Consider the following 26,495-nt stretch of genomic DNA (forward strand, 5'->3'; position numbering starts at 1 on the left):
CCGGAACCCGCCCTTCGTTCCTCGCCGCGGGAATGGGAGGTTCGGGGTCAGACGTTGCTGATCTCCTCGATCAGCCCGTCGACGTCGAAGTGCGCGCTCTCCTCGCCGAGCGGCACCAGTTCGATGGACGCGTCCAGGAAGTTCCGGACGTCTTCCACCTCGAGCTCGAACGACGCATAGCCGTCCGGTGACTCGATTTCCAGGGTGAGGAAGTCTTCGTCGTCGGAGAGGTCCGGGCGGATCCGGACGTCGCCGAGGCCGGCCGGCTCGTCGAGCCCGGCCACGAGGAGGTCACGCGCGAAGGTCCACTCGATCCACCGGCCGCGCTCGGTCCGGAAGGCCACGGTCACCGCGAAGGGCTCGTGGGCGTGGTAGGACAGGCGCGACAGGACGGGCGTGGTGCTCTCGTTCAGCAGCACGAACTGGCTCTGGTGTACGGCGTCGGTGTGCACGGCCCCTCCTGGAGTCTCGCGGTGGTTCGCGCGGCGCGAACTGTTCGGCAAGGAGATGACCAGGGGGAACGGTCATGACGGAGAAACTCTCACGTTCACTTGATCGGTTGCATCCGTCCATTGTGGTGTAACACCGGGCACATACCCCTTGCGCTCAGGCGGCCACGGGTGGTGACGGCTCCCGGAGGGCGTCCGGCAGCTTTTTCCGCAGCGCGAGCAGCGCGGGGACCGCGGATGCGCAGGTCAGGGCCAGGATCGTCCAGGTCAGCGCGTTGCTGGTGCTGAGCAGGGTGGCCAGCAGGCCCGGCGCGAGCGCGATGGGCAGGCCCCAGGAGAGCTGGAAGACGGAACTGGCCCGCCCTTCGGCCCCCGGCGGAGCGGCCGCGGCGGCCGCGGCGGTGGCGGTCGGGCCGAAGAGGGCTTCGGCGATCGAGAAGCCGAGGCTGGTGAGCAGGATGAGCACGGTGGCCACCGGCAGCGAGACGGCGGTCAGCGGGATCAGCAGCGCGAAGCAGATCGCGAAGAGCACGGCGGACCCGATCAGCCCGGCGGTCCGGCTCCGCCCGGCGAGCAGCGCGACGATCGGCCGCTGAGCCGTGACGACGACCACGGTCCCCACGCTGATCGCGGTCCCGGCGATCCACTGTGGACCGTGCAGCAGGTCACGGACGACGATCGGCAGCACGGAGAACTTGCTCGCGCTGGCCAGGGTGAAGGCCATGTGGGTGACGCAGAACCCGGTGAACGCCCGATCCCCGAGCACTGCCCGCCACCCTCCTCGTGAGTGGTAAGGCGGATTAGAACCCGCCTTACCACTCACGACCCGCGGAAGGAGGCGGATCAGGACCGCCGCGATTCCGAAGCTCGCCGCGTTCGCGTACGCGAGCAGGTGGAAGGCCCAGGGGCTCGTGATCGTCGGCAGCACCGCCATCGCCGCCGCGCCGAGGCCCGCTCCCGCGAACCGGCCGACCGTCTGCGTGGCCAGCACCCGGTCCGTGTCGGCGCCGGCGGTGAGGCGGGCCACCATCGGCGCGTTGCACGTCCAGAACAGCCGGTCGCCGAAGCCCGCCACCGCCGACACCACGACCACCTGCCAGCTCGTGTGCGCCAGCGGGTACGCCGCGAAGGCCGCGACCCGCACCAGGTTGCCCGCGATGAGCAGCGCCCGCGGCCCGAAGCGGTCCATCGCCGCTCCCGTGGCCGGGCCGGTGACCAGCGCCAGCAGCGCGCCGGTGGTCAGCGACGCGCCCGCGTCGACCAGGCCCATGCCCTGCCCGTGCACCAGGAACAACAGGGCGAACGGCACCCACAGCCCGCTGCCGAGCGCGTCGATCAGCGTCGCGGCCAGAAAGATCCGAAGCATGTCTCCCCCAGCGGGACAGCTTACGGGTCGAGCGGCAGGGCGAGCCCCACTTTCACGCGGTCCATCGCCACGCTCGTCGTGAAGTGCCGGACGTTCGGGTTGTCGAAGAACATCCGCCGGGTGAACGCCTCGAAGGCCACCATGTCCGGGCACGTCACGATCAGCACGAAGTCGGCCGTGCCGGTGACGTAGTAGCACTGCTGCACGGCGTCCTCGGCCAGGACCTGGCGGCGGAACCCGTCGAAGACCGCGAGGTTCTCGCGCTCCATCTCGACGGTCACCACGAACGTCATGCTCAGCCCGAGCGCCTCCGGCGACAGCACCGCCACCTCGCGCTCGATGACGCCGGCCTCGCGCAGCCGCTTGATCCGCCGCTGTACCGCCGCGGCCGAAAGCCCCACCTTGGCGCCGATCGTTTCGGCGATCGTGCGGGCGTCCGCCTGGAGGCAGGCGAGGATGGCGAGGTCCAGGTGGTCGAGGTCGGGTGTCCGCACCCCAGCAGGCTAACCGGCACCCCCGACAATTCGCCGGACGTCACTCCTCCGTGACGTCGCTCACTACTCCGTTCGCGGGGAAGATGAAACAACTTTTTGCGTGAGCTGGAACACAACTGACCGGTCTACCAGGGGGTAGCCCATAGAAGTGGAAGACCAGCCGGTCGCTTCGCCAACCCGCCGGCGTGGGGAGGCTCTCCCGTGCCCGCACCTGCCGCCGTGCTGACCGGTCTCGGTTCCTGGTTGCCGACGAAAGTCCTGGACAACCACGAAATCGCCGCCCGGCTCGACACCTCGGACGAGTGGATCCGGACCCGCACCGGGATCCGCGAACGCCGCGTCGCGGGCCCGGATGAGTCCACTGTGGACCTCGCGGTCGGGGCGGGCCGAGAAGCGCTCGCGGGCACCTCCGCCGACGCCGTCGTCCTCGCCACCTCCACGCCCGACCAGCCCTGCCCGGCCAGCGCGCCGCAGGTCGCCGCCCGGCTCGGGCTCGGCACGGCCGCGGCGTTCGACGTCAACGCCGTCTGCAGCGGCTTCGTCTACGCCCTCGCCACCGCGGCCGGGTTCATCGCGGGCGGGCTGGCCGAGCGCGTGCTCGTGATCGGCGCCGACACCTTCACCACGCTCATCGACCCCGGCGACCGCACCACCGTCCCGATCTTCGGCGACGGCGCCGGCGCGGTCCTCCTCCGCGCGGGTGACGCGGGCGAGCCGGGCGCGTTCGGCCCGTTCGACCTGCACAGCGAGGGCGAGCACGCCGAGCTGCTGTGGGTCGAGGCCGGTGGCGCCCGGAAACGCCTCTCGGACACGCCGGCCGACCGCTTCCTCGCCATGCAGGGCACCGCTGTGTTCCGCCACGCCTGCGCCCGGATGGCGGAGTCGTCCCGCACGGTCCTGGACCGCGCGGGCTGGATGGTCGGCGACGTCGACCGCTTCGTCGGGCACCAGGCGAACATCCGGATCCTCCAGGCGACGGCGAAGCAGCTCGGCATGCCCGCCGACGCCGTCGTCGCCAACATCGACCGCGTCGGCAACACCAGCGCCGCGTCCATCCCGCTCGCCCTGGCCGACGCCCACGCCGACGGCACCCTCGTCCCCGGCCACCGCGTCCTGCTCAGCGCGTTCGGGGCCGGCCTGACCTGGGGTTCGACGGTGCTGCGCTGGCCGGACCTGGGTCAGCTCTCCTGAGCGGCCGTCGTCCAGGTCGGCGTCGGTTCCTGGCGGCCGCGCAGCTCGAGCTCGCCGTGCTTCGCCCAGTGCGCGGCTTCGCCCGGTAGTGCCGCGGAGACGACAGCGTCGCTCGCGAGGACCCGCGACGGGACGGCCTTGGCGAGCTCGGTGAGCCGCGCGGCCTCGTTGACCGCGTCGCCGATCACCGTGTACTCGAGCCGGCTGCTGGAACCGAGCTGCCCCGCGAACACCGGGCCGCTGGAGACGCCGATGCCGAGGTCGAGCTCGCCGGCCTCGCGCACCGCGTCCCGGATCGCCCGCGCCGCGGCCAGCGCGGCGGTCGGGCCGTCCGCGAGCCGTGTCGGCGCGCCGAAGATGCACAACGCGGCGTCACCCTGGAACTTGTTGACCAGCCCGCCGCGCGCGTTGACCGCGGAGACGACCGCGGCGAACAGCCGGTTCAGCTTCCCGACCAGCTCCTCCGGCGGGGTGCGGTAGGCGAGCGCGGTCGAGTCGACGACGTCGACGAACAACGCCGTGACCTCGCGGACGTCGCCCGACAGCGAAGCGCCGTACTCCAGGGCGTGCCGGGCGACGTCGGCGCCGACGTGCCGCCCGAACAGGTCCCGCATCCGCGCCTGCTCGCGCAGGCCGGAGGCGAGCTGGTTCACCGACGTCTGGAGCCGGCCGATCTCGCTGGCGTCGTCGACGTCGACCGTGACGTCGTTGTTGCCGCGCGCGATCTCGTCGAGGGCCACGCGCAGCCGGTGTAGCGGCGCCGCGACGGCCCGGGCCAGCAGGGCCGTGCCGATCGCGCCGACGGCGAGGCCGATCACCGACAGCATGATCAGGCTGGCCTTGTGGTCGCCCGAGCCCAGCTCCGGCGGCGTGGCGACGAGCAGCACGCCCACGAACGGGACGCCGCTGGCCAGCGCCCAGGTGACGACCAGCCGGGTCAGCACGGTGACCGGCAGCGAACCGCGCGGCGGCAGGACGTCCAGGGCGATGGTCATCACCGGCCGCGCCACCCACTCGGCCGCGAGGTAGGTGAGGCCGACCGTGGTGAGCCCGCCGAGCCCGATGACGGTGGCCATGCCGCCGGCGTCGTCGGCCGAGCCGAGCGTCCCGGCGAGCACGGTGAGGATGATCGTGCCGATCAGCCAGAGCGTGCCGCTGACCACGGCCATGTCCACCGGCAGCCGCAGCGCGCGGCGCGCCTCGCTCTCCGACGGCGGGCGGCCGAGCACGAACCAGATCGCGGTGCGGCGCTGCAGCCACGCCGTCCACAGCGTCCCGGCGAGCAGGGCGGCGGCGACGATCCCGGCCGCGGTCAGGCCGAGCACCCAGCCGCGGTCGCCGACGTCGTTCGGCAGCCCCTGCAGCACCAGCAGCAGGGCGACCACGCCGGAGCCGGCGACGCTCGAGCCGATGCCGAGCCCGGCGAAGCCCAGGCTGGTGCGCAACACCACGCGGACGTTCTTCACGGCGATCTTGCGCACGGCGTTGATCGTACGGCCGAAAATGCGTGGCCACCGCGGGTGGCGGCTGGTTACCGTGCGGATCATGGAGTCACTCGGCCAGGACGAGATCCGGGCCTCGTTCGTCAACTGCACGCGCGGCGAAGCCAAGGGCGTCACGCTGCCCGCCCCGCCTTCGGAAATCCCGTGGGACCGGCGGGAGTTCCTCGGCTGGCGCGACCCGAAGGCGCCCGGGCGCGCCTACCTCGTGCTGCCCTACGGCGGTGAGGTGATCGGGCTCGCCCTGCGCGCGGCCGCGCCCCCGAAGTCACGCCTGCGCAGCAACATCTGCGGCTTCTGCACGACGACCCACGGGCTCGCGGACATCACGCTGTTCTCGGCCAAGCGCGCCGGGAAGTCCGGCCGCGAGGGCAACACGCTGGGCATGTACGCGTGCGGGAACCTGGGGTGCAGCCAGTACCTCCGCGGCGAGCTGAAGTCCGACGTGCCCCAGCCGTACGAGACGCTCACGCTGGAGCAGCGCATCGCGCGGCTGGAGGAGAAGCTGCACAAGTTCGTGGCGCGGGTGCTGGAGTCCCGCTAGAAGCGGTACCGCACGATGTGCGCTGTCCGGGCCAGGGGCCGGAATACCTTCAGCATCCGCAGCTGGAACCGGGTGATCGGGCCCATCTTGGCCAGGTCGTCCGGGGTCGCCCAATGTGCGGCGTCCAATGAGGACTCGAGCGTGAGGCCGCAGCTTTCGAGCTCGCGCGGGTCGTCGACGCCCCAGTACAGCGTCGCGCCCGCCTTGCGCACCGGGGCGTTGAGCTTCTGGATCCTGATGGCGGTCCGGTTGAACAGGTCGCAGATCACCTGGCCGGACGGGAACTGCGCGGCCAGCCGGCGGAACAGTTCGGTACCGGCCTCCGGTTTCAGGTACATCGTGAGGCCTTCGGCGACGATCAGCGCCGTCCGGTCCGAGGGCACCTGGTCGAGCCACCCGAAGTCGGTCACCGACGAGGCGATGTGCGTCTGGTTCGGCGCCTGGTCGTAGAGCTTCTCGCGCAGCTCGACGACCTCGGGGTAGTCGACGTCGTACCAGTGGACGGTCTCCGGCGGCGCGAGGCGCTGGAACCGCGTGTCCAGGCCGCAGCCGAGGTGCAGCACGATCGCGTCCGGGTGGGCGCGCAGGTACTCGGCGGCCCAGTCGTCGATCGGCTTCGCGCGCAGGACGACCGAGATCGCGCGGTCGGGGGAGATGCCGATCTTGGTGAAGTCGTAGTCGATCCGGCGGACGGCGTCGTCGGCCGCCTTGTCGCCGAGGATCGGGTGGGCGCTGCGGTAGTCGAGCGCGCGGCCGTACAGGGTGGCCAGGTTGGTGGCCTTTTCTTCGGTGAAGTGGACCTTCTCCATCACGACCCCCAGAAGTTTCACAACGTTGTGAAAATTCTAGCGCGGTTCGGGGTGGGCGGCGTAGTCGTGCGCGTAGGTCTTGGCGTCGACCAGGTGCTTGAGGGTCAGCTCCCGTGCGGCGGCGGGATCGGACCGGCGGATGGCGTCGAGGATGGCCCGGTGGTCGGCGACGGCCTTGCGGATCTGTCCGGGCAGCCGCAGCGCCGCCCGCCGCTCCTCGCCGACCAGGGCGAGCACGGACCGCAGCAGCCCGGCGACGTCGTCATTGCCGGCGTTCTGCGCGATCACCCGGTGGAACTCGGCGTCGGCGGCGATGACGTGCAGCATGTCGCCGTCCTCGGCGGCCTTCGCCATCTCGGCGACGTTGTCCTCGAGCCGGCTCACGGTTTTCGCGGTCGCGTGCCGGGCCAGCCGTTCGGCGAGCGTGGGTTCGACGGTCGCCCGCAGGTCGAAGAGCTTTTCCACGAGCTGGTCGTGCTCGGTGAACCAGGTCCGCAGCGGCTGTTCCTGCTGCTCGCGGACGTAGGTGCCGGAGCCGGCCCGGATCTGGACGTACCCGATGGAGTCGAGCACGCGCAGCGCCTGCCGCAGCGACCCGCGGCTGATCCCGAGCTCTTCGCAGAGAACGCGTTCGGCGGGCAGCCGGGAGCCGGGCGCCAGGTCGCCGGAGTCGATCCGCGCCCGCAGCCGGTCGACGGTCGCGCTCCAGACCTGCTCGGTGTCCACGGGCTCATCCTCTCAGCTCGCGGAACTGTCGGGGGTGGCTGCCATGATCACCGGCATGGAGATTCTGGGGTCCTGGGTCCGCGGCTGGGCGGTGTCGCGGGCCACGCCGGCACCGGTCACCGAGCCCGACGGCTACCGCGTCGACGTCGGCCTGCCCGGCCACCGCGTGCGCTACCTGCTGCACTCGCCGGCGGCGGTGGCCGCGCGGGCCCGGACGGTGGCGGCGCCGGGCACGTGGCTGAAGACGTGCGGCGCGCGGTCGTCGGTCTTGGCGTCCCTGACACCGGCGTGGACAGCGGGGGCGACGGAGTACTTGATGGCCTGCGACGGCCCGATGCCGGCGGTGGGGCTTCCGCCGGGGTACGCGGTGACGGTGACCGGCGAAGGGCCGGTGTGGAAGGTCCTGGTGTCGTCCGGCGGCGACCCGGCCGCCCACGGCCAGGTCGCGGTGGCGTCCGGCGTCGCGGTGTTCGACAAGATCGAAACGGAGCCGGAGCACCGCCGCCGCGGCCTGGGCCGGGTGGTGATGCACCGGCTGGGCGAGGCGGCTTCCGCGTCGTCGAGCGTGCTGCTGGCGTCCGAAGCCGGGCGCGGGTTGTACACCGCACTCGGCTGGCACGTGGTGTCCGAAGTCGTCCCTGCGTACGTCCCGGAAGGAGCGACATGACTGGCCGGTCCCGATCGTCGACCCGGCCGGCGAGGGGCCGCTGATCCGGCTCAACCCGGTGCCGGCGCGTAAGACCATGAAGAACCGGATGCACCTGGAGCGCGGTGACGGCCCGGCGCTACAAGGTCAGCCCCGGATCCCTCGCCAAGGTCGCGAGCTCCTCGGCGGTCAGCGGCAGCGGACCACGGACCCCGACCGTGCCCCCCAAGCTGACCACGACGTAGCTGCCGTCCGCCCGGAAGTCGGTCACCGTGATGCCGTGCTGCATCGTGCCCTCCCGGTCGGGGGTGTCCGCTTCCGACGTCATCAGGATCCCGCTCGTGCCGACGTCGGCGTAGCGGCAGGTCGTCGACGGGCTGATCTGGACCTTCATCTCCGCGCACAGCTGCCGCGGCTGGAACCGCGCCACCGGGTTGGTCGGCACGAACACCTCGACCGTGAGGGAGTAGCCGGTGGCTTCCGGCCCGCCGTGTTCGGTGATGGCCACCCCGCGCTGGCTGGTCGGCATGATGCCGCCGAAGTGGGCGGAAGTGACGGAATCGCGCCGGATCGGTTCGGCGGGCGGGCGCATCTTCCGCAGGACCTCTTCGAGGTGCTCCGCGATCCGGGGGGCCCGGGCGCTGATCCGCGCGTCGGACGGCTGGGCGATCTCGCCGGTGCCCGGCGGCCACCACCGTTCCCCGGCGGACGGCACGATCCGGGGCGCACCCCCGGGCGACGCCGGTTGCGCCGGGACGTCGGCCCGCGGGATGGCGACGGCGGCCACCGCGGCGGCCACCACCACACCGGCGCAGGCCAGCAGAATGGCGCGACGGCGGTGCCGTCGGCGGGCGACCCGGGTGACGACTTCGTCGGGGTCGAAGCCCAGTGGCGGTTCGGTGCGCACGGCCGCGGTGAACTCGCGGGCCAGCATCTGCTCGTCCATCACAGCTCGCTTCCTGCCAGTGAATCCGGGAAGGCGCCGCGGAGCGTCCGCAACGCCCGGGTGGCCTGACTCCGGACCGTGCTCTCCGAACACCGCAGCTCCCGGGCCACTTCGGCGACCGTCAGGTCGCAGAAGTACCGCAGCACCAGCACCGCCCGCTGCCGGGGCGCGAGCGCCGCCAGCGCCGTGGCCAGTTCGGCACGCAGGCCGGCGTGCTGCTGGCGCACGGCCGGATCCGCCGCCGCGTCCTCGACCTCGGGCACCGCGTCGGTGTTCCGTTCGGACCGCCGCCACGGCCGCCGTCGTTCGTCGAGCCAGCAGCGGGTCAGCGTCTGCCGCGCGTAGCTCACCGGCCGGTCGGTGCCGCGGACCCGCGGCCACGCGCCGTACAGCTTGTGCAGCGTGGTCTGGACGAGGTCTTCGGCCAGGTGCCAGTCGCCGCACAGCAGGTAGCCGTAGCGGCGCAGCGGCACGGCGTTGTCCCTGGCGAACTCGCGAAACCGATCCTCGTCGGCTGCCCGCATCGGGCCTCCTTCATGTCAGGTACGGCTTCTTACGCGGCGGGCGGCCGGAGCGCTGCACCGTCGTGAGTGTCTGGCCTGACACATCTGCGTCGCGGGAGCGGCCCACGGTGCTTAGGCTCCGCACGTGAATGCTTCATGACGTGGTGGCACGCGCTGATCGTCGTGGTCGCCGGGATCTGGGCGGGGACCATCAACGCCGTCGTGGGGTCGGGGACGCTGGTCACGTTCCCCGTGCTCGTCGCGCTCGGCTATCCGCCCGTGACCGCCACCACCTCGAACGCCATCGGCCTCGCGCCCGGCACGCTCAGCGGCGCGTGGGGTTACCGGCACGAGCTCAAGGGCTACTGGCGGCAGACCGCCAAGTTCGCCGTCGCGTCCTTCCTCGGGGCCATCGGCGGCACGATCCTGCTGCTCTCGCTGCCGAAGGACGCCTTCGAGGCCGTCGTCCCGGTGCTCGTCGGCCTGGCCGTGGTCCTCGTGATCATCCAGCCGAAGGTGTCGAAGTGGGTCGCCGAGCGGCGCGAACAGAACGGGACCGAGCACAAACCCGGGCCGCTGCTGATGTTCTTCATCTTCCTCATCGGCATCTACGGCGGGTACTTCACCGCCGCGCAGGGCGTGATGCTGATGGCCGTGATGGGGATGCTGCTGTCCGAGCCGCTGCAGAAGCTCAACGGCGTCAAGAACGTCCTGGCCGCCGTCGTCAACCTCGTCGCCGGGATCATCTACGCGTTCGTCGCGCCGATCAGCTGGGCCGTGGTGCTGTGGCTGGCCGTCGGCTCGCTCGCCGGCGGCTTCCTCGGCGCGAAGATCGGCCGGAAGCTGCCGCCGGCGGTGCTGCGCGGCGTGATCGTGGTGATCGGCGTCGCCGCCGTCATCGAGCTGGTGGTCAAGCAGTTCGCGAGCTGAATTCGCGGGCCGCGGCCAGGAACAGGTCGTTCTCCTCGGGGGTCCCGATGGTCACGCGGACGCCTTCGCCGGCGAACGGCCGCACCACCAGCTTGCGGTCCAGCGCGTGCTCGGCGAACGGGACGGCCTGGTCACCGAGCGGCAGCCAGACGAAGTTCGCCTGCGTCTCCGGCACCCGGTACCCCGCCGCCAGCAGCGCCTCCCGCACGCGCTCGCGCTCGACGACGATGTCCTGGCAGCGAGCCAGGAGCTCGTCGGCCGCGTCGAGCGAGGCCAGCGCCGCCACCTGGGCCAGCATGTTCACCGAGAAGGCCACGTACACCTGGCGAAGCGCGTCGGCGATCGGCTCGGGCGCCACCGCGTACCCGACGCGAAGGCCCGCGAGGCCGTACGCCTTCGAGAACGTCCGGAGCACCATGACGTTCGACCGGCTGCGCGTGTACTCGACGCCGTCGGGCACGTCTGGGTCGGTGACGAACTCCTTGTACGCCTCGTCGAGCACGACCAGCACGTGCTCGGGCACGGCGGCCAGGAACCGCTCCAGCTCGGCGCGGCGCACCGCCGTCCCGGTCGGGTTGTTCGGGTTGCAGACGAAGACCACGCGCGTCCGGTCGGTGATCGCCGCGAGCATCGCGTCGAGGTCGAGCTCTTGGCCCTCGGTGATCGGCACCTTCACCGAGACGGCGTTCGCGACCTGCGTGACGATCGGGTACGCCTCGAAGGAGCGCCAGCCGAAGATGACCTCGTCGCCGGGCGCGCAGACCGCCTGGATCGTCTGCTGGCACAGCGACACCGAGCCGCAGCCGATCGCGACGCGCTCCACCGGCACGTCCAGCTCGCGCGCCAGCCGCTCGCGCAGCGCCTGCGAGCCGGTGTCCGGGTAGCGGTTGACCCCGGCCGCGGCCTCGGCGATCGCCTGCGCGACGCTCGGCAGCGCACCGCCGGGCACCTCGTTGCTCGCCAGCTTGATCGCGCCTTCGATTGTCCGGCCGGGGACGTATTTCGGCAACGATTCGAGATCGGCACGCGGGGACACGGACGGCATCTTCGGCGCTCCTGGAGATCGACGGGACGACCCGCTCACCGTATCTTTTCCGTCGGCCGCCCCGCGACTCCCTTCTGGCGGACTGTGCCCGGGCCGGGCTTCCTCCCGTTCACCCGGAAGTGATTGAGTGAACCAATGACGTCGACCTCCACCGTGGATTACCAGCGCACCGACGGCGCCACCCTGCGCCTGACCTTTTCGGAACCCGAAGGCGCGCTACGCGGCGGCTTGGTGGTGCTCCACGAGGCCGACGGCGTCACCGAGGGCGTGAAACTGCTGCTCGCCAGCCTCGCCACGGAGGGCTGGCTGACCGTCACCCCGCACCTGGAGAACGAGGAACTCACCCAGCAGGACCTCCTGGAAGCGACCGACCGCACCCTCGCCTGGCTGGTCGAGCGGGGTGTCCAGGCCGACCTGCTCGGCGTGATGGGCTTCGACCTCGGCGGCACCGCGGCCCTCGTCGTCGCGTCGCACCGCAGGCTCGGTGCCGCGGTCAGCGTCGGCGGGCAGCAGGCCGCCGAACTGCCCGCGCTGGTCGAGATCGCCGGGAAGCTCACCAGCCCGTGGCTCGGCATGTACGGCGACGCCGGCGACGAGGCGGGCGGCGCCGACGTCGAGCGCCTGCGCGACGCCGCCGCGTCGGCGAACGTCGCCACGAACGTCGTCCACTACCCGGGCGCGAACCACCGCTTCGACGCCGACCCGGGCGCGGCCGCGGAGGCCTGGCAGCGCACGCTCAACTGGTTCGACGCGCACCTGCGGTGAGTGTGGGCGGCGCACACTCTTCGCCCCGGTTCCGTATCGGTTTCGACCACGGTGACTTCCTGATCCGAGGGATTAGGCTCGGGGCGTGACGCACACCGCCGACGCCCCCGAAGTGCTCTGGCGCCCCGAGCCGGGCCACGTTGCCGACACCAAGATCGAAGCCTTCCGCCGGTGGCTGCGCGCCGAGCGCGGCGTCGAGGTGGACGACTACCGCGCGCTGCACGAGTTCTCGGTCGAGCGCGGCCCGGACTTCTGGGCGGCGGTCGCGGACTTCCTCGGCGTCCGCTGGCACGACCAGCCCGGCGAGGTGCTGTCCGGCGCGATGCCGAACGCCGTCTGGTTCGAGGGCGGCACGCTCAACTACGCCGAACACGCCCTCACCCCCGGCGTCGCGGGCGCCGCGAAGGGGGACGACGAGACGGCGGTCATCTTCCACCGCGAAGACGGCTTCGCGAGCCACCTGACGTACGGCGAGCTTCGTGCGCAGGTCGCCGCCGCCCGGGCCGCGTTCCTCGAACTGGGCGTCGGCAAGGGCGACCGGGTCGTCGCGGTCGCGCCGAACTGCCCTCAGACGCTGGTCGCGTTCCTCGCCGCGGCGAGCATCGGGGCCATCTGGTCGTCCTGCTCGCCGGACTTCGGCGTCCGCGCGGTCGCGGACCGCTTCGTGCAGATCGAGCCGAAGGTGCTCTTCGCGGTCAATGCCTACGCGTACAACGGCCGCCAGTTCGACATCCGCACGACGATCGCCGACCTCCAGGCGCAGCTGCCGTCGCTGGCCGCGACCGTGCTCGTCGAGTACGTCGGCGAAGGCCGGATGGACGGCGCCCTCGACTGGGACGGGCTGCTTTCGAAGCACGCGGGCGCGCCGCTGCTGTTCGAACCGGTCGAGTTCGCGCACCCGCTGTGGGTGCTCTACTCGTCGGGCACCACCGGCCTGCCGAAGGGCATCGTGCACGGCCACGGCGGCATCACGCTCGAACACCTCAAGGCCCTCGCGCTGCAGACCGACCTCGGGCCCGGCGACCGGTTCTTCTGGTTCAGCACCACCGGCTGGATGATGTGGAACTTCCTCATCTCCGGCCTGCTGGTCGGCACCACGATCGTGCTCTACGACGGCAGCCCGGGCTTCCCGGACCTGAACGCGCTCTGGCACCTGGCCGAGCAGCACCGCGTCACCTACTTCGGCACGTCGGCGCCGTTCATCCAGAGCTGCCTCAAGGCCGGCATCAAACCCGCCGAGCGCTACGACCTGACCGGGCTGCGCGCGCTCGGCTCCACCGGCGCACCGCTGAGCGTCGAAGGTTTCCGGTGGATCGTGAACGAGGTCGGTTCGCACGTCCAGATCTGTTCCGTGTCCGGCGGCACCGACCTGTGCGCGGCGTTCGTCGCGTCGGCGCCCGACGTGCCGGTCTGGCTGGGCGAGCTGTCCTGCCCGGCGCTGGGTGCCGCGGTCAACGCCTTCGACGAGGCGGGCAAGGCCGTCGTCGAGGAGGTCGGCGAGCTCGTCATCACCAAGCCGATGCCGTCGATGCCGGTGTTCTTCTGGAACGACCCCGACGGCTCGCGCCTGCGGGAGGCCTACTTCGAGATGTACCCGGGCCTCTGGCGGCACGGGGACTGGATCCGGATCACGAACCGCGGCTCCGCGGTGATCTACGGCCGCAGCGACTCGACGCTCAACCGCGGCGGCGTCCGGATGGGCACGGCCGAGTTCTACCGGGTCGTCGAGGGCTACGACGAGATCGCGGATTCCCTGGTCGTGGACACCTCGGCGGCCGGGAACGAGGACGGGCAGCTGATCTGTTTCGTGGTGCTGGCCGGCGGCGTCGCGCTCGAAGACGTCGAACCGCGGCTGCGCAAGGAGCTCCGTAGCGCACTGTCACCACGCCATGTACCCGATCGGTTCGTCGTGGTTTCCGAGATACCTCGTACCTTGAACGGTAAAAAGTGTGAGGTACCGGTGAAGAAGATCCTCGCCGGAGTGGCTCCCGACCGGGCTGTCAGCCGCGACGCGCTGGCCAACCCGGCGGCACTGGCGCCGTTCGTGGAGCTGGCCGGGGGGTAGATGGGGGGAAGCATGATCAGCCACGTCGGGTTGTACGGGTGGTGACGGGGACACGCGCGCAGATCACCTGGAAGGTGGCGGGGACCACCACCGTGGGGGTGATCACCTGGGTGACCCGGCTGGCCGGGCTGCTGACCCTGGGCTCGATCCTGATCCCGGCCGGGCGGCGCAGCCTGCGCGGGCACCTGGCCGAGTGGCTCGAGCTGCCGCAGGAGGCCACGGTCGCGGCGGCGACGGTGGCGCTGGTCATGGGCGTGCTGCTGGTGCTGCTGGCCGCGGGGCTCCGGCGGCGCAAGCGCCGGGCCTGGCAGCTGGCCGTCGGCGCGACGGTGCTGCTCACGATGTCGCACCTCGGGCTGAAGCACGTCTTCGGCGCCGGCCTGGTGTCGGTGCTGCTGCTGGTGGGCCTGATCGCCAACCGGCGCTACTTCGTGGCGAAGCCGGACCCGGTGGTCGGGCGCTGGCGGGCGGTGCGCGTGTTCGTTCAGCTGGCGCTGGCCGGGTTCGTGATCAACGTCATCCTGCTGTCCGTAGCCCCGCGGGCGGCCGTGGAGCCGATGGGCTTCGGCGACCGGCTCGCGGAGTCCGCGCTCGCATTGGTTGGGGTCAGCGGGCCCGCGGTGTTCCACCAGATGTGGCTGGAGGACCTGGTCGCGGCCGTCGGCCTGCTGTTCGGCCTCGCCGCGGTCCTGGTATCGGCGTACTTCCTGCTGCGCTCGGCCGAGCCCGCGCCGCGGCTGACCGACGAGGAGGTCGAGCGGCTGCGCCGGCTCCTGGACGAGCACGGCGAGCGCGACTCGCTCGGCTACTTCGCGCTGCGGCGGGACAAGTTCGCGGTGTTCTCGAAGACGGGCAAGGCCGCGGTGACCTACCGCGTGATCGCCGGCGTCGCGCTCTGCTCGGCCGACCCGCTGGGCGACCACGAGGCCTGGCCGGGCGCGATCGAGGAGTACCTGGAGGTCTGCCGCCGCGGCGGCTGGGTCCCGGCGGCGATGGGCGTCTCGGAGCTCGGCGCGACGGTCTGGGCCCGGTTCGGCCTGGAGGTCCTGGAGATCGGCGACGAAGCTGTCGTCGACGCGGCCGCGTTCACCCTGGAGGGCCGCACCATGCGCGGCGTCCGCCAGGCGGCGGCCCGCACGAAGCGAGCGGGCTACAAGGTGCTGGTGCGCCGGGCCGAGGACCTGCGGCCGGGGGAGCTGGCCGAGCTGGAGGTCCTGGCGGCCAACTGGCGCGGCACGGACACCGAGCGCGGCTTCTCGATGGCACTGGGCCGCATGGGCGACCCCGGGTCGGTGCTGGTGACGGCCGAGCAGGGCGGCCGCGTCCGAGGCGTGCTCCAGTTCGTGCCGTGGGGCGAAACGGGCCTCTCGCTGGACGTCATGCGCCGGGACAGAACGGCGGACAACGGCGTCAACGAGCTGATGATCTCGGAGCTCCTGCTGTCGGCGGGCCGCCACGGCGTCACCCAGGTCTCGCTGAACTTCGCGGCGTTCCGCGCGCTGATGGAGCAGGGGCAGCGCATCGGCGCGGGGCCGGTCGCCCGCATGTCGGCGAAGGTCCTGCACTTCTTCTCGCGCTGGATCCAGATCGAGACGCTGTACCGCTTCAACGCGAAGTTCCAGCCGCGCTGGGTGCCCCGCTACCTGGTGTACCCGGGGGTGCGCGAGCTGCCCCGGGTGGGCATCGCGACGTTCGAGGCGGAAGGCCTCGGCGGCCGCTCTCCGCGCCTGCTCAGGCTGCTGCAGCGGGCATAAGGGGGGTCCCGTTCGGGGGTGATCGAGGGGTGTGTAACCTATCTGAGCAGTGGTCGTTGGGCCCAGGAGGCTTCGCCTAGTCTGGTCTATGGCGCCGCACTGCTAATGCGGTTGGGGGTAACCCCCCCTCCCGGGTTCAAATCCCGGAGCCTCCGCTGGTACTCGGTTCACCGGGTGCTAGGTTACAACTGAACACGCGCCCGTAGCTCAGCTGGATAGAGCATCTGACTACGGATCAGAAGGTCAGGGGTTCGAATCCCTTCGGGCGCACGTCTGGTTGAGACAGCAGTACCGAGCAGGGCCTCGTTTCCGGTGGGAGACGAGGCCCTGCTCTGTCTGCGGTGTCTACAGAGGACGCGACCGCTCAGGGACCCGGTGGCGGGCCTTCCTTGACCGGAATCTTCGCGCCGCGCTTGGAAAATGCCACCCAGAGGACGAACGGCACGACCAGCGCCGCGACCCCCAGCCAGACCCACACGAACGGCTCGTTCAACGGGAACTTGATCAGCACCGCGATGATCGCCCCCACGAAGATCACCGCGGTGCCGACGGCGCTCCCCTTGGACAGTCGTCTCTTCTGCGTCATGAGCATCACTCCCCAGTGAGAACTTTCCTGACTCAGTGCTACCCGGTGATCGATCCACCGAAACGCCTCAGGACCTGCCACCGGGGAAGGTGGCTGCCGTCTGGACGCGCCCTCAGAAGTTCTTCTTGGACACCGTCCACGGGTACCTGGACGCGAGTCCGGACGGGTCCAGGATGTAAGCGCGAGCCGTCGCGTTGCCGTTGAGGACCATGTCGAGGAACTGGACGACCGTCGTCATGCCATCCGACATCTGGTTGCCGGTGATGAAGCCGGTGTGCCCGGCCTGGGAGTGCACCGCCAGCACCGCGGGAACGGTGACCAAGTCGTAGTTGGCCCGGGTGTTGTCGTAGGCGATGTCGGACGGACCGCCGGCCATGAACAAGGTCGGTGAGTGGAGGCGGCCCAGCTCGGCTCGGGAGTAGCCGAAGGAGCCGTCGGCGAAGAAGCCGCTGTCGAGCGAGACGGCGGCGGAGACCCGGCTGTCCTGCGCGGCGACCAAGGCCTCGAGGCCGCCGCACGAGTGGCCCGCGGTGGCCACCTTCGTCAGGTCGAGCCGCTGCGTCAGCGGTGCCCCGGACCGGTTCTGCTCCCGCTCCGCCCACGTGATCGCCCCCGTCAACAGGGACGGGATGGGGGAGCCGCTCGGCACGCCGTTGGCCGAGCCGTTCGCCGATCCGGTGTCCACCACGACGAAGCCCTTCGACGCGATGAACGTCAACGCACGGGTGACCTCGCTGTTGTCGGTGTGCGCGCAGGCGCCGTTGCCGAACGCCAGCACCGGCATCGGCGCACCCACCGCCTGCGGGTTCGACGGCCGGAACACGGTGTACCGGTTGTCGCCGTACGCCGCCTCGCGGGTGACCGGGAAGTTGTTGTTCACCGCCGGATTGCCCTCCGCAGGCGGGGTCGGTGTCGAGCCGTTGCACGCGACGCCGTTCAGCGTGAACGCCGACGGGGTGATTGCGCTGCTGCCCGACGTGGCGTTGAAACCGAAGGAAACCGTCCCGCCCGTGGCGACGGCGCCGTTCCACGATGCGTTGGTCACCGACACCTGGGCGCCCGACTGCGTGTGGGTACCGTTCCACAGCTGGGTGATCCGCTCGTCGCCGGAGAACGTCCACGCCACCTGCCAGCCGTTCACCGGGCTGCCGAGGTTCGTCACCGCCACGGCGGCGCCGAACCCGCCTTGCCACTGGGAACCGATCGTGTAGTCGACCCGGCATCCGGCGTCGGCCTCTGTCGCGGCCGCCGCCGTACCGGTCACCGCAGGCGCGGCCGTCACAGCCATGGCCGTCATGACCGCCATGGTTCGCCGGAAACGGGAATTCGTTGCGCGCAAGATGATCTCCTCTTCGATGAGGGTGGCCAACCGGCTTGGGAGCGCTCCCAGTCGCCGTTCGGACTGTGGACTCTTCGCCGTACGCTCGTCAAGCAATGTGTCTCGTGATTTGCCGGTTTCACTCGGTTGGTCCAAGGGCGCGTCCGGACTCGGATCGCGGGCTTGGCTGCTTTGCGTAACCGGTCTGGACCAGTAAGACGCCCTCACCGAGCAGTGGTCCGGACTGCCCGCCACGCTCCGTGGTGCCCCTTCCGTAATTGGTCTGGACCACGTAACGTTTGCGCAAACGGCGCAAAACACCGCCCTGGTCCCCGCCGGTGGTGTTGGTGTCCGCCGTCCTGCACCTGGCTCAAGGGAGAGCGATGTCCAGAAAGAGATGGCACCTCCTCGGTCTTTTCACCGCGGTCGGCGCGCTCGCGGTCGGGATCGTCACCGTGCCGGCGAGCGCCGCCGGTGGCGTCGGCGCCGCCTTCAGCAAGGGCTCCGACTGGGGCACCGGGTACGAGGGCAAGTACACGATCAACAACGGCTCCGGCGCGACGCTGCCGAGCTGGACCGTCGAATTCGACCTGCCGAGCGGCGCGAAGATCGCCTCGCTGTGGGACGGCAGCTACACGGCGTCCGGCCAGCACGTCACGGTCAAGAACACCTGGAACGGCAACGTCGGCAACGGCTCGAGCGTCAGCTTCGGCTTCAACGTCAGCTACTCCGGCACCTACTCGGCCCCGGCGAACTGCAAGCTGAACGGCGGTTCGTGCGACGCCGGCGGCGGCACCCCCACCACCACGCCGACGCAGCCGACCACCACCCCGACGACGCCGACCACGCCCACCACCCCGACCACCACGACGCCGCCCCCGCCGGGCGGCCTGAAGAACGTCGGCTACTTCGTGCAGTGGGGCGTCTACGGGCGCAACTACCACGTCAAGAACATCGAGACGTCCGGCTCGGCGAGCAAGCTGACGCACATCAACTACGCGTTCGGCAACGTCAAGAACGGGCAGTGCACGGCGAACGACGACCCGTACGCCGACTACCAGAAGACCTACGACGCCGCGGGCAGCGTCGACGGCGTCGCCGACACCTGGGACCAGCCCGTCGCCGGCAACTTCAACCAGCTGCGCAAGCTGAAGAAGCTGCACCCGGGCCTGAAGGTGATCTGGTCGTTCGGCGGCTGGACCTACTCGGGCGGCTTCGGCCAGGCGTCGCAGAACGCGGCCGCGTTCGCGCAGTCCTGCTACAACCTGCTGAAGGACCCGCGCTGGGCCGACATCTGGGACGGCATCGACATCGACTGGGAGTACCCCAACGCGTGCGGCCTTTCCTGTGACACCAGCGGTGCCGCGGCCTACAAGAACCTGATGGGCGCGCTGCGGGCGAAGTTCGGCTCGTCGTTCCTGATCACCGCGGCGATCTCCGCCGACGGCAGCAACGGCGGCAAGCTCGACGTCGCCGACTACGGCGGCGCGGCGCAGTACATCGACTGGTACAACGTGATGACGTACGACTACTTCGGCGCCTGGGCCGCGCAGGGCCCGACGGCTCCGCACTCGCCGCTCACCAGCTACAACGGCATCCCGACGCCGGGCTTCTACTCCGACGCGGCGATCCAGAAGCTCAAGAGCAAGGGCGTTCCGTCGAGCAAGCTGCTGCTGGGCATCGGCTTCTACGGCCGCGGCTGGACCGGCGTCACGCAGGACGCGCCGGGTGGCACCGCGACCGGCGCCGCCCCGGGTACGTATGAGGCCGGCATTGAGGACTACAAGGTCCTCAAGAACACCTGCCCGTCGACCGGCACCATCGCCGGCACCGCGTACGCCAAGTGCGGCAGCAACTGGTGGAGCTACGACACGCCGTCGACGATCAACGGCAAGATGTCCTACGCCAAGCAGCAGGGTCTCGGCGGAGCCTTCTTCTGGGAGCTGACCGGCGACACCACCAACGGTGAGCTCATCACCGCGATGAAGAACGGCCTGTCATGAGGCGCCGGTGGTTGCCCGCACTCGGGCTGGCGGCCGCGGCCGCCACGATCGGCGCGATGGTCGTGATCGCCCCGGCGAACGCGGCGGGCGGCGTGTCCGCGACCTTCTCGAAGGGCTCCGACTGGGGCACCGGGTACGAGGGCAAGTACACGATCGCCAACGGCTCGGGCTCGACGTTGCCGAGCTGGACGGTCGAGTTCGACCTGCCCAGCGGCGCGAAGATCTCGTCGCTGTGGGACGGCAGCTACACGGCGTCCGGCCAGCACGTCACGGTCAAGAACACGTGGAACGGCAACGTCGCCAACGGCGGTAGCGCCAGCTTCGGGTTCAACGTGGCGTACTCCGGTTCGTACGCCGCGCCGTCGAACTGCAAGCTGAACGGGGGTGCGTGCTCCGCCGGGGGCACACCCCCCACGTCCACGACGCCTCCTACGACGACGACCCCGCCGACGACGACCACGCCGCCCCCGCCGGGTGGCCGTGGCGCGCCGTACCTGTACATGGGCTGGGGCAGCCCGCCGAACCCGCAGACGGTGATGAACGCGACCGGGATCAAGTGGTTCACCATGGCGTTCATCAACGCCTCCGGTGGCTGCAACCCGGCGTGGGACAGCAGCCGTCCGCTGTCGGGCAGCGCCGACGCCACCGCGATCTCGCAGATCAAGGCGGCGGGCGGCCAGGTCGTCCCGTCGTTCGGCGGCTGGAGCGGCAACAAGCTGGGCCCGAACTGCTCGACCCCGGAGGCGCTGGCCGGCGCGTACCAGCAGGTCATCAACGCCTACGGGCTGAAGGCGATCGACATCGACATCGAGAACTCCGACGAGTTCGAGAACGAGGCCGTGCAGGACCGCATCCTGAACGCGCTGAAGATCGTCAAGCAGAACAACCCGGGTATCCAGACGATCCTGACCTTCGGCACGTCGACGACCGGCCCGAACTACTACGGCAACCGGCTCATCGACCAGTCGAAGGCGCTGGGTGCGAACGTGGACGTGTTCACGATCATGCCGTTCGACTTCGGCGGCGGCGCGAACATGTACAACAGCACGGTGAGCGCGGCGAACGGCCTGCGTGACAAGCTGAAGTCGACGTTCGGGTGGTCCGACGCCACGGCGTACGCCCACCTCGGCATCTCGGGCATGAACGGCCTGTCCGACCAGCAGGAGCTGACCGACCTGTCGACGTGGACCCAGATCACCAACTGGGCCAAGTCGAACAAGATCGCCCGCCTGGCGTTCTGGTCGGTCAACCGCGACCGAGGCTGCCCCGGCGGCGGCGTCCAGTCGGCGTGCAGCGGCATCGCCCAGAACGACTGGGACTTCACGAAGGTGACAGCGGGCTTCTGACGCTGTCGCAAGCGGCCTCCTTGCCTGCTCCCCGGGCGGGCAAGGAGGCCGTTCTCATGCCATCTTCACGGCGTCACCGATCGCCTGGTCCAAAATGGACAGGCCCAGCGAGATCTCTTCTTCGGACGCCGTCAGCGGCGGCGCGATCCGGAACACCCCGCCCATCCCGGGCAGCTGCACGATGTTCATGTGCAGCCCCAGTTCGAGGCAGCGCTGCGTGACCCGGGCCCCCAGCTCGTCCGAGCTGCGCTTGGTCTCCCGGTCCACCACCAGTTCGACGCCCGCCAGCAGCCCGCGGCCACGGATGTCGCCGACCACCTCGTGACGTGCGGCGATCTCCTCCAGACCCTGGCGCAGCAACGCACCCAGCTCCAGCGCTCGCACGTCGAGGCGGTCCCGCGTCAGCACGTCCAGCACGGTGTTGCCGACCGCGGCCGGGAGCGGGTCCGACACGTGCGTCGTGAAGAACAGGAACCCGCGGTCGTGCGCCTCCTGCTCGATCGCGGCGCTCGTCAGCACCGCGGCCAGCGGCAGCCCGGCGCCGAGCGTCTTCGACAGCGTCAGGATGTCCGGGACGACGCCGTCGCGCTCGAACGCGTACCAGTTTCCGGTGCGGCACAAGCCCGTCTGGGCTTCGTCGAGGATCAGCAGCATCCCGCGCTCGCGGCACTTCTCGGCCAGCGCGGCGAAGTAGCCGGGCGGCGGCTCGATGATGCCGCCCGAGCTGAGGATCGGCTCGACCAGGCACGCCGCCAGGCTGCCCACCGACTGGGCGTCGATCATCTCGAACCCGAAGTCCAGCTGTCGCCGCCAATCCAGCGCACCCGAGGCGTCGGTGAAGTCCGGGCGGTAGGCGTTCGGCGCCGGGATGGCGAAGTTGCCGGGCGCGGCCGGGCCGTAGCCGCGACGGCCCGCGCTGTAGGTCGCGCTCGCGGCCGCCTGCGTCATGCCGTGCCAGGAGCGGGCGAACGAGACGAGCTCGTGCTTGCCCGTGACCAGCTTGGCCATCCGGACGGCGGCCTCGTTCGACTCGGCGCCCGTGGTCAGCAGCAACGCCTTCTCCAGCGGCGCCGGCAGCGTCTCGGCCAGCCGCCGGGCCAGGTCGACGACCGGGCGGCTCAGCATGCCGCTGAACAGGTGGTCGAGCTTGCGCACCTGCCGCTCGACGGTCTCGACGATCTCCGGATGTGAGTGCCCGAGGATCGCGCTCATCTGGCCGGACGTGAAGTCGAGGATCCGGCGGCCGTCCTCGGTGAAGACGAAACTGCCTTCGGCGTGGTCGATGATCTCGCGGGTGAAGGCGCCGCCGTAGCGCACGAGGTGCCGGTCGACGTCACCCCAGAAGGTGTCAGCCATGGCTTCGACGGTAAGTCCGCCGCGAGCGCCACGTCCATCTCACAATTCTGGCTTCGTTGTTCGGTTTTGCCGCACAATCGGAGGATGCTGAACCCGTGGCGCCTGCGCCTGCTGAGCCGGCTCGACACCCTGGGCACGGTCCGCGCGGTGGCGCAGGACGCGAACCTGAGCGCGTCGAGCGTGTCGCAGCAGCTGGCCGTGCTCGAAGCGGAAACCCGCACCCAGCTGCTGGAACGCACCGGCCGCCGGGTCCGGCTGACCCCGGCCGGGCTGATGCTGGCCCGGCGGGCGCGGGTGATCCTCGACCACATGGACACGGTCGAGGCGGAGCTGCGCAGCCTCGGCGAGGAGCCGGTCGGCCTGGTCCGGCTCGGCGCGTTCCAGAGCGCGATCCACACCCTGGCCGTGCCGGCGGTGACGCGGCTGGCGCACCCGCACCTCGAGGTCCAGCTGCTGGAGCTGGAACCGCACGAAAGCATTCCCGCCCTGCGCGGCGGCGACGCCGACGTCATCATCACCACGACCGACTTCGTCGAGCTTCCCCTGGGTCCCGACCTGGACATCGTCCCGCTGGCGACGGACCCGATCGTGCTGGTGACGCCGCCGGAGGCACCCCGCGGCCCGGCGGTCCTGTCGGCCTACGCGGACGCGGCGTGGGCGCTCGACATGCCGCAGTCGTACATGGCGAACCTGACGCTGCGCCTGTGCCGCGAGTCGGGTTTCGAGCCGCGGGTGGTCTGCCGGTTCAGCAACTACCTGATGACGCTGCAGCACGTCGAGGCCGGGTTGTCGATCGCCTTGCTGCCGGGGCTGGCGGTGGACCCGCGTTATCGCGTGGCCACGCGCGAACTGGCCACCCCGGTGACCCGCACGATCGTGGCGGTCACCCGCCGAGGCTCCCCACCCCGCGCGGCGGTCAACGTGGTGCTGGAAGCCCTGCGGCAGCCGCCGGACCTGCCGGAGTGGGCCACGCTTCGGCCTTCTCCTTGACCGGCAGCTCCGGACTGGCACCCCAAGCCAGTTCGGTGACCACCCGCACCGCCGTCGGGACGGCTGTCCGGACCGCCGCCGACAGCCCGATCCCGCCGTCGACGCACGCCGGCTCGCAGCTCAGGACCAGGACGCGGCCCGCGTCGCCGCCCAGGAGGCGGAGGAGGCGGACGACCGAATCTCCCGGCAGGTCGTGCGTGTCGATCGCCGAGGTGAGGGACAGCGTGCCCGGTGGGCTGCCGTGCGGGGTGGCGTCCAAGAGGATCGTCGTGTCGTAGCCGCCGGTCAGGTCGTACGCGAGGTGGACCGTGGCGATGTCGTAGTCGGCGATCTGCACCCACGGGGGCAGGCCCGCCCGGTCCAGCTCCCTGAGCACTTCGACCCCGAAGCCGTCGTCGTGCAGGAAGACGTTGCCGATACTCGCGACCAGGACTCGTGGCCTCATTGCGCAACCTCCTGGGGTGCGCTCTCAGGCTAGAATTGTGAAATGGATCACACAATAGGTTCGCGGTCGTCCTGCGCGGATTCCGCCCGGGCCAGCCACAGCTCGGCCTCGTGCGCGGCACCCCGCGCCCGCAGCATCCGCGCGAGGCTGAGCATGCCCTGGACGTCGCCGGTCTCGGCGGCGCGGCGGAACCACTGCTCGGCCGCCGCCAGGTCTTCGCGGTGCTCGGCCAGGTGACCCAGATTGGTGAGCGCGGGAATGCTGCCGTGCTCGGCGGCCTTGCGGTACCAGGCCGCGGCTTCCCCCTCGTCGCCGCGGTTGCGGGCCAGCACGCCGAGGTTGGTCATCGCCGCCGGGTCGCCGCGCTCGGCCGCCTCCAGGTACCAGTTCTCCGCCTCGTCCACGTCGCCGCGGCGGTGCAGCAGCAGCCCGAGCCGGGTGATCGCCTCGACGTGGCCGCCGCTCGCGCCCTGGCGGTACCACGATTCGGCGTCGCCCGGCCGGCCCAGCCGCTCGGCCTGCCTGCCGAGCTGGCAGGTGGCCGCGAGATCACCGGCCTGCACCGCGGACCGCCACCAGCGGGCGGCCTCGGCGGCCTGGCCGCGGTCGCGCAGCACGATGCCCAGGTCGATCATCGCGCCGGTGAAACCGGCTTCGGCGGCCTGGCGCAGCCACGACTCGGCCTCTCCGCCGCGCCCGTCTTCCCGCAGCAGACGGCCCAGCGCGGCCATCGACGGCAGGTCGCCGGTGCGGGCCGCCTCGCCGTACCAGTGCCGGGCGTCGTCGCGCTTGCCCCGGCGCTCGCAGGACTTGGCCAGGTGCTGCATCCCGTGCGGCTCGCCGGCCAGCGCGGCCTCGTGGTACCAGCGCTCGGCCTCTTCCTGCGCGCCGCGTTCGGCGAGGAGGTGGGCCAGCGCCGTCATCGAGACGCGGTCACCGCCCATCGCGGCCTTGCGGTACCACGACTCGGCCTCGGCGGCCTCTCCGCGCTCGCGCATCGCCTGACCCATGCGGGCCATGGCGACGACGTTGCCGCCCTCGGCGGCTTTGCGCTGGAAGAACTCGTCGAACTTCTTGAGCCGGCCGGGCATCGGCTGCTCCCTCCGGATGGGTCCTGCTCCGGTAGTCGCAGAAGATCGGCTCCCTGTGACACGTCTGCCGTGGGTGGGCGAGGTCACATTCGCGCCAGGTCGTCGTGTCGGCGCGTTGTCCCGCGCCGGCAGAGGTGAGACTACGCCGCGCGACCGCGCAGGTGAGAGGAGAAAATCGTGGCGGCCCGAGGCTTTCGGCTGAGCGTGACGCAGCGAACCCTGCTGGTAATCGCGATTCTGGCCGTCGCGCTCTTCGGGTACTGGGCGACGAGGGGCGCGGGCGCGGCCCCGCCGACGTCCGGCGCACCGGTGCCGGTCAGCGCGGCCGACGCGCAGAAGCAGCTCGACGAGCTGACCATCGCCGCGCGGACGTCCATGGGCGGCTACTCCCGTGAAAAGTTCCCGCACTGGGACAGCCAGGGGTCCAATTGCGACACCCGCGAAGTCGTCCTCAAGCGCGACGGCAAGGACGTCAAGACCGACAAGGACTGCAAGGCGATCTCCGGGACGTGGACCAGCGTCTACGACGACGAGACCTGGACCCAGCCGACCGACCTCGACATCGACCACATGGTCCCGCTCGGGCAGGCCTGGGCGAGCGGCGCGAAGGCGTGGACGACCGAGAAGCGCGAGCAGTTCGCCAACGACCTGACCCGGCCGCAGCTGTTCGCCGTCACCGACAACGTCAACCAGCAGAAGAGCGACAAGGCGCCCGACCAGTGGAAGCCGCCGCTGGTCGCCTTCTGGTGCACCTACGCGACCGACTGGATCGTCGTGAAGCACTACTACGGGCTGACGATCACGCAGGCCGAGAAGACCGCCTTGACGGACATGTTGCGCCGCTGCTGAGCTGACCCGCGTGACGACTTTCGCGCTCATCCACGGCGGTGGCGGCAGCGGCTGGGACTTCCACCTGCTCGTCCCGGAGCTCGAGGCCCGCGGGCACGACGCGGTCGCGCCCGACCTGCCGATCACCGACCCCGCGGCGGGGTTGACGGAGTTCACCGAGACGGTGCTGGCCGCGCTGGGCGATCGCACGGACGTCGCCGTCGTCGGCCACTCGTACGGCGGGTTCACCGCGCCGCTGGTCGCGGCGAAGGTCCGGGCGCGGCTGCTGGTGTACCTGGCCGGGATGATCCCGGCGCCCGGCGAACCGCCGGGGCAGTGGTGGGGCAACACCGGCTTCGAGTCGCCGAAGGGGCTGACCGAGACCGAGCAGTTCTTCAACGGCGTCCCGGCGGAGCTCGCCGAGGCGTGCCAGGCGCACGGGCGCGAGCAGGTCAGCAAGGAGTGGGACGAACCCTGGCCGCTCCCGGCCCACCCGGACGTCCCGACCCGCGTCCTGCTGGCCCGCGACGACCGGTTCTTCGTCCCGGACTTCCAGCGGCGGGTGGCGCGCGAGCGCATCGGCATCGAACCGGACGAGCTCGACGGCCCGCACTGCGTGCCGCTCAGCCACCCGGGAGCACTGGCCGACCGGTTGGTCGGCTACCTGCTGCCGTAGCCGGTCGTGGGTGCTAAGGCGGGTTCTGACCCGCCTTAGTCCAGCATGCGGACCCGCGCGGCGTCGGCGCCGAGTTCGCGTTCGATCAGCTCGAGGTTGCCGCCGGGGACCGCCACCGCCACCG

General features: G+C 70.9%; 26 protein-coding genes and 2 tRNA genes. 14 read left to right on the forward strand and 14 right to left on the reverse strand.

Annotated features, from left to right (window positions below; genetic code table 11):
• Positions 1–47 precede the first annotated feature (47 nt).
• The 3 genes from IE317_RS11320 to IE317_RS11330 form a co-directional block, all read right to left on the reverse strand.
• Positions 48–452: an SsgA family sporulation/cell division regulator gene (locus IE317_RS11320; RefSeq protein ID WP_191309054.1), complete on the reverse strand. Its 405-nt coding sequence runs from the start codon at positions 450–452 to the stop codon at positions 48–50.
• A 154-nt stretch (positions 453–606) separates the two neighbouring features.
• The gene (locus IE317_RS11325) at positions 607–1,815 is read right to left on the reverse strand and encodes an MFS transporter (protein ID WP_191309056.1); all 1,209 of its coding nucleotides are present in this window, start codon (positions 1,813–1,815) and stop codon (positions 607–609) included.
• A gap of 20 nt (positions 1,816–1,835) precedes the next feature.
• The gene (locus IE317_RS11330) at positions 1,836–2,309 is read right to left on the reverse strand and encodes an Lrp/AsnC family transcriptional regulator (RefSeq protein WP_191309058.1); all 474 of its coding nucleotides are present in this window, start codon (positions 2,307–2,309) and stop codon (positions 1,836–1,838) included.
• Between the two features lie 201 nt (positions 2,310–2,510).
• Here IE317_RS11330 and IE317_RS11335 point away from each other — a divergent pair, with 201 nt between their 5' ends.
• Positions 2,511–3,500, forward strand: coding sequence for a beta-ketoacyl-ACP synthase III (locus IE317_RS11335; RefSeq protein ID WP_191309060.1), 990 nt, complete (start codon positions 2,511–2,513; stop codon positions 3,498–3,500).
• On the opposite strand, the gene IE317_RS11340 is transcribed toward IE317_RS11335, so the two are convergent.
• Positions 3,488–4,981: an adenylate/guanylate cyclase domain-containing protein gene (locus IE317_RS11340; RefSeq protein ID WP_191309062.1), complete on the reverse strand. Its 1,494-nt coding sequence runs from the start codon at positions 4,979–4,981 to the stop codon at positions 3,488–3,490. The genes IE317_RS11335 and IE317_RS11340 overlap by 13 nt on opposite strands.
• Positions 4,982–5,045: 64 nt before the next feature.
• Between IE317_RS11340 and IE317_RS11345 the strand changes: the two genes are divergently transcribed.
• Complete coding sequence (locus tag IE317_RS11345; RefSeq protein WP_191309064.1) at positions 5,046–5,543, forward strand: FBP domain-containing protein; 498 nt, start codon at positions 5,046–5,048, stop codon at positions 5,541–5,543.
• Here IE317_RS11345 and IE317_RS11350 read toward each other — a convergent pair.
• A complete protein-coding gene (locus tag IE317_RS11350) occupies positions 5,540–6,373 on the reverse strand; it encodes a class I SAM-dependent methyltransferase (protein WP_229902638.1) in 834 nt (277 codons plus the stop codon). The genes IE317_RS11345 and IE317_RS11350 overlap by 4 nt on opposite strands.
• Before the next feature lie 15 nt (positions 6,374–6,388).
• Positions 6,389–7,078, reverse strand: a complete 690-nt coding sequence (locus IE317_RS11355) for a FadR/GntR family transcriptional regulator (RefSeq protein WP_191309066.1) — start codon at positions 7,076–7,078, stop codon at positions 6,389–6,391.
• 43 nt (positions 7,079–7,121) lie between these two features.
• On the opposite strand from IE317_RS11355, the gene IE317_RS11360 reads away from it, so the two are divergent.
• Positions 7,122–7,745, forward strand: coding sequence for a GNAT family N-acetyltransferase (locus tag IE317_RS11360; RefSeq protein WP_191309068.1), 624 nt, complete (start codon positions 7,122–7,124; stop codon positions 7,743–7,745).
• A gap of 118 nt (positions 7,746–7,863) precedes the next feature.
• Here IE317_RS11360 and IE317_RS11365 read toward each other — a convergent pair whose 3' ends face one another.
• Entirely contained in the window at positions 7,864–8,670 is an 807-nt protein-coding gene (locus IE317_RS11365; RefSeq protein WP_191309070.1) for a hypothetical protein, read from the reverse strand.
• Positions 8,670–9,194 (reverse strand): RNA polymerase sigma factor, encoded by a 525-nt coding sequence (locus IE317_RS11370; protein WP_191309072.1) that lies wholly within the window; start codon positions 9,192–9,194, stop codon positions 8,670–8,672. Before IE317_RS11370 ends, IE317_RS11365 begins: the two co-directional genes overlap by 1 nt.
• A 135-nt stretch (positions 9,195–9,329) precedes the next feature.
• Here IE317_RS11370 and IE317_RS11375 point away from each other — a divergent pair, with 135 nt between their 5' ends.
• Positions 9,330–10,103: a sulfite exporter TauE/SafE family protein gene (locus IE317_RS11375; RefSeq protein WP_191309074.1), complete on the forward strand. Its 774-nt coding sequence runs from the start codon at positions 9,330–9,332 to the stop codon at positions 10,101–10,103.
• Here IE317_RS11375 and hisC read toward each other — a convergent pair.
• Positions 10,084–11,148, reverse strand: coding sequence for a histidinol-phosphate transaminase (gene hisC, locus IE317_RS11380; protein ID WP_191309076.1), 1,065 nt, complete (start codon positions 11,146–11,148; stop codon positions 10,084–10,086). The two genes, IE317_RS11375 and hisC, sit on opposite strands and share 20 nt — an antisense overlap.
• Positions 11,149–11,283: 135 nt before the next feature.
• On the opposite strand from hisC, the gene IE317_RS11385 reads away from it, so the two are divergent.
• The 5 genes from IE317_RS11385 (at position 11,284) to IE317_RS11405 (ending at position 16,002) form a co-directional block, all read left to right on the forward strand.
• Positions 11,284–11,913 (forward strand): dienelactone hydrolase family protein, encoded by a 630-nt coding sequence (locus IE317_RS11385; protein ID WP_191309078.1) that lies wholly within the window; start codon positions 11,284–11,286, stop codon positions 11,911–11,913.
• A gap of 85 nt (positions 11,914–11,998) precedes the next feature.
• The gene (locus tag IE317_RS11390) at positions 11,999–13,978 is read left to right on the forward strand and encodes an acetoacetate--CoA ligase (protein ID WP_191309080.1); all 1,980 of its coding nucleotides are present in this window, start codon (positions 11,999–12,001) and stop codon (positions 13,976–13,978) included.
• Positions 13,979–14,016: 38 nt separating this feature from the next.
• Complete coding sequence (locus IE317_RS11395) at positions 14,017–15,732, forward strand: phosphatidylglycerol lysyltransferase domain-containing protein (protein WP_191309082.1); 1,716 nt, start codon at positions 14,017–14,019, stop codon at positions 15,730–15,732.
• 65 nt (positions 15,733–15,797) lie between these two features.
• Positions 15,798–15,887 (forward strand) — tRNA-Ser (locus tag IE317_RS11400).
• Positions 15,888–15,928: 41 nt separating this feature from the next.
• Positions 15,929–16,002 (forward strand) — tRNA-Arg (locus IE317_RS11405).
• 94 nt (positions 16,003–16,096) lie between these two features.
• Here the strand turns inward: IE317_RS11405 and IE317_RS11410 are convergent.
• Both IE317_RS11410 and IE317_RS11415 read right to left on the reverse strand, forming a co-directional pair.
• On the reverse strand, positions 16,097–16,318 hold the full coding sequence (locus IE317_RS11410) for a hypothetical protein (protein WP_229902639.1): 222 nt from the start codon (positions 16,316–16,318) through the stop codon (positions 16,097–16,099).
• A 112-nt stretch (positions 16,319–16,430) separates the two neighbouring features.
• Entirely contained in the window at positions 16,431–17,615 is a 1,185-nt protein-coding gene (locus IE317_RS11415; protein ID WP_191309087.1) for a cellulose binding domain-containing protein, read from the reverse strand.
• A 404-nt stretch (positions 17,616–18,019) separates the two neighbouring features.
• Between IE317_RS11415 and IE317_RS11420 the strand changes: the two genes are divergently transcribed.
• Both IE317_RS11420 and IE317_RS11425 read left to right on the forward strand, forming a co-directional pair.
• On the forward strand, positions 18,020–19,639 hold the full coding sequence (locus tag IE317_RS11420; RefSeq protein WP_191309089.1) for a glycosyl hydrolase family 18 protein: 1,620 nt from the start codon (positions 18,020–18,022) through the stop codon (positions 19,637–19,639).
• Positions 19,636–20,985: a cellulose binding domain-containing protein gene (locus IE317_RS11425; protein ID WP_191309091.1), complete on the forward strand. Its 1,350-nt coding sequence runs from the start codon at positions 19,636–19,638 to the stop codon at positions 20,983–20,985. The genes IE317_RS11420 and IE317_RS11425 overlap by 4 nt, the downstream gene beginning before the upstream one ends.
• A 54-nt stretch (positions 20,986–21,039) precedes the next feature.
• Here the strand turns inward: IE317_RS11425 and IE317_RS11430 are convergent, their stop codons facing one another.
• Positions 21,040–22,341 (reverse strand): aspartate aminotransferase family protein, encoded by a 1,302-nt coding sequence (locus IE317_RS11430; RefSeq protein WP_191309093.1) that lies wholly within the window; start codon positions 22,339–22,341, stop codon positions 21,040–21,042.
• 84 nt (positions 22,342–22,425) lie between these two features.
• On the opposite strand from IE317_RS11430, the gene IE317_RS11435 reads away from it, so the two are divergent.
• Complete coding sequence (locus IE317_RS11435; RefSeq protein ID WP_191309095.1) at positions 22,426–23,331, forward strand: LysR family transcriptional regulator; 906 nt, start codon at positions 22,426–22,428, stop codon at positions 23,329–23,331.
• On the opposite strand, the gene IE317_RS11440 is transcribed toward IE317_RS11435, so the two are convergent.
• Both IE317_RS11440 and IE317_RS11445 read right to left on the reverse strand, forming a co-directional pair.
• Positions 23,258–23,776, reverse strand: coding sequence for a hydrogenase maturation protease (locus tag IE317_RS11440; protein WP_191309097.1), 519 nt, complete (start codon positions 23,774–23,776; stop codon positions 23,258–23,260). The two genes, IE317_RS11435 and IE317_RS11440, sit on opposite strands and share 74 nt — an antisense overlap.
• A gap of 47 nt (positions 23,777–23,823) precedes the next feature.
• Positions 23,824–24,867, reverse strand: a complete 1,044-nt coding sequence (locus tag IE317_RS11445) for a tetratricopeptide repeat protein (RefSeq protein WP_191309099.1) — start codon at positions 24,865–24,867, stop codon at positions 23,824–23,826.
• Positions 24,868–25,044: 177 nt separating this feature from the next.
• On the opposite strand from IE317_RS11445, the gene IE317_RS11450 reads away from it, so the two are divergent.
• Both IE317_RS11450 and IE317_RS11455 read left to right on the forward strand, forming a co-directional pair.
• Positions 25,045–25,716: an HNH endonuclease family protein gene (locus tag IE317_RS11450; RefSeq protein WP_191309101.1), complete on the forward strand. Its 672-nt coding sequence runs from the start codon at positions 25,045–25,047 to the stop codon at positions 25,714–25,716.
• 10 nt (positions 25,717–25,726) lie between these two features.
• Complete coding sequence (locus tag IE317_RS11455) at positions 25,727–26,371, forward strand: alpha/beta fold hydrolase (RefSeq protein ID WP_191309104.1); 645 nt, start codon at positions 25,727–25,729, stop codon at positions 26,369–26,371.
• Positions 26,372–26,495 lie beyond the last annotated feature (124 nt).

This window comes from Amycolatopsis bullii (assembly GCF_014654205.1).
GTDB lineage: Bacteria > Actinomycetota > Actinomycetes > Mycobacteriales > Pseudonocardiaceae > Amycolatopsis > Amycolatopsis plumensis.

What these genes read in the sequence shown, in the direction of transcription:
- IE317_RS11325 (WP_191309056.1), bottom strand. Translation starts at nt 1,815, where the DNA reads ATGCTTCGGATCTTTCTGGCCGCGACGCTGATCGACGCGCTCGGCAGC.
- IE317_RS11345 (WP_191309064.1), top strand. Translation starts at nt 5,046, where the DNA reads ATGGAGTCACTCGGCCAGGACGAGATCCGGGCCTCGTTCGTCAACTGC.
- IE317_RS11360 (WP_191309068.1), top strand. Translation starts at nt 7,122, where the DNA reads ATGATCACCGGCATGGAGATTCTGGGGTCCTGGGTCCGCGGCTGGGCG.
- IE317_RS11365 (WP_191309070.1), bottom strand. Translation starts at nt 8,670, where the DNA reads ATGGACGAGCAGATGCTGGCCCGCGAGTTCACCGCGGCCGTGCGCACC.
- IE317_RS11370 (WP_191309072.1), bottom strand. Translation starts at nt 9,194, where the DNA reads ATGCGGGCAGCCGACGAGGATCGGTTTCGCGAGTTCGCCAGGGACAAC.
- IE317_RS11375 (WP_191309074.1), top strand. Translation starts at nt 9,330, where the DNA reads ATGACGTGGTGGCACGCGCTGATCGTCGTGGTCGCCGGGATCTGGGCG.
- hisC (WP_191309076.1), bottom strand. Translation starts at nt 11,148, where the DNA reads ATGCCGTCCGTGTCCCCGCGTGCCGATCTCGAATCGTTGCCGAAATAC.
- IE317_RS11385 (WP_191309078.1), top strand. Translation starts at nt 11,284, where the DNA reads ATGACGTCGACCTCCACCGTGGATTACCAGCGCACCGACGGCGCCACC.
- IE317_RS11410 (WP_229902639.1), bottom strand. Translation starts at nt 16,318, where the DNA reads ATGACGCAGAAGAGACGACTGTCCAAGGGGAGCGCCGTCGGCACCGCG.
- IE317_RS11415 (WP_191309087.1), bottom strand. Translation starts at nt 17,615, where the DNA reads ATGACGGCCATGGCTGTGACGGCCGCGCCTGCGGTGACCGGTACGGCG.
- IE317_RS11420 (WP_191309089.1), top strand. Translation starts at nt 18,020, where the DNA reads ATGTCCAGAAAGAGATGGCACCTCCTCGGTCTTTTCACCGCGGTCGGC.
- IE317_RS11425 (WP_191309091.1), top strand. Translation starts at nt 19,636, where the DNA reads ATGAGGCGCCGGTGGTTGCCCGCACTCGGGCTGGCGGCCGCGGCCGCC.
- IE317_RS11430 (WP_191309093.1), bottom strand. Translation starts at nt 22,341, where the DNA reads ATGGCTGACACCTTCTGGGGTGACGTCGACCGGCACCTCGTGCGCTAC.
- IE317_RS11435 (WP_191309095.1), top strand. Translation starts at nt 22,426, where the DNA reads ATGCTGAACCCGTGGCGCCTGCGCCTGCTGAGCCGGCTCGACACCCTG.
- IE317_RS11440 (WP_191309097.1), bottom strand. Translation starts at nt 23,776, where the DNA reads ATGAGGCCACGAGTCCTGGTCGCGAGTATCGGCAACGTCTTCCTGCAC.
- IE317_RS11445 (WP_191309099.1), bottom strand. Translation starts at nt 24,867, where the DNA reads ATGCCCGGCCGGCTCAAGAAGTTCGACGAGTTCTTCCAGCGCAAAGCC.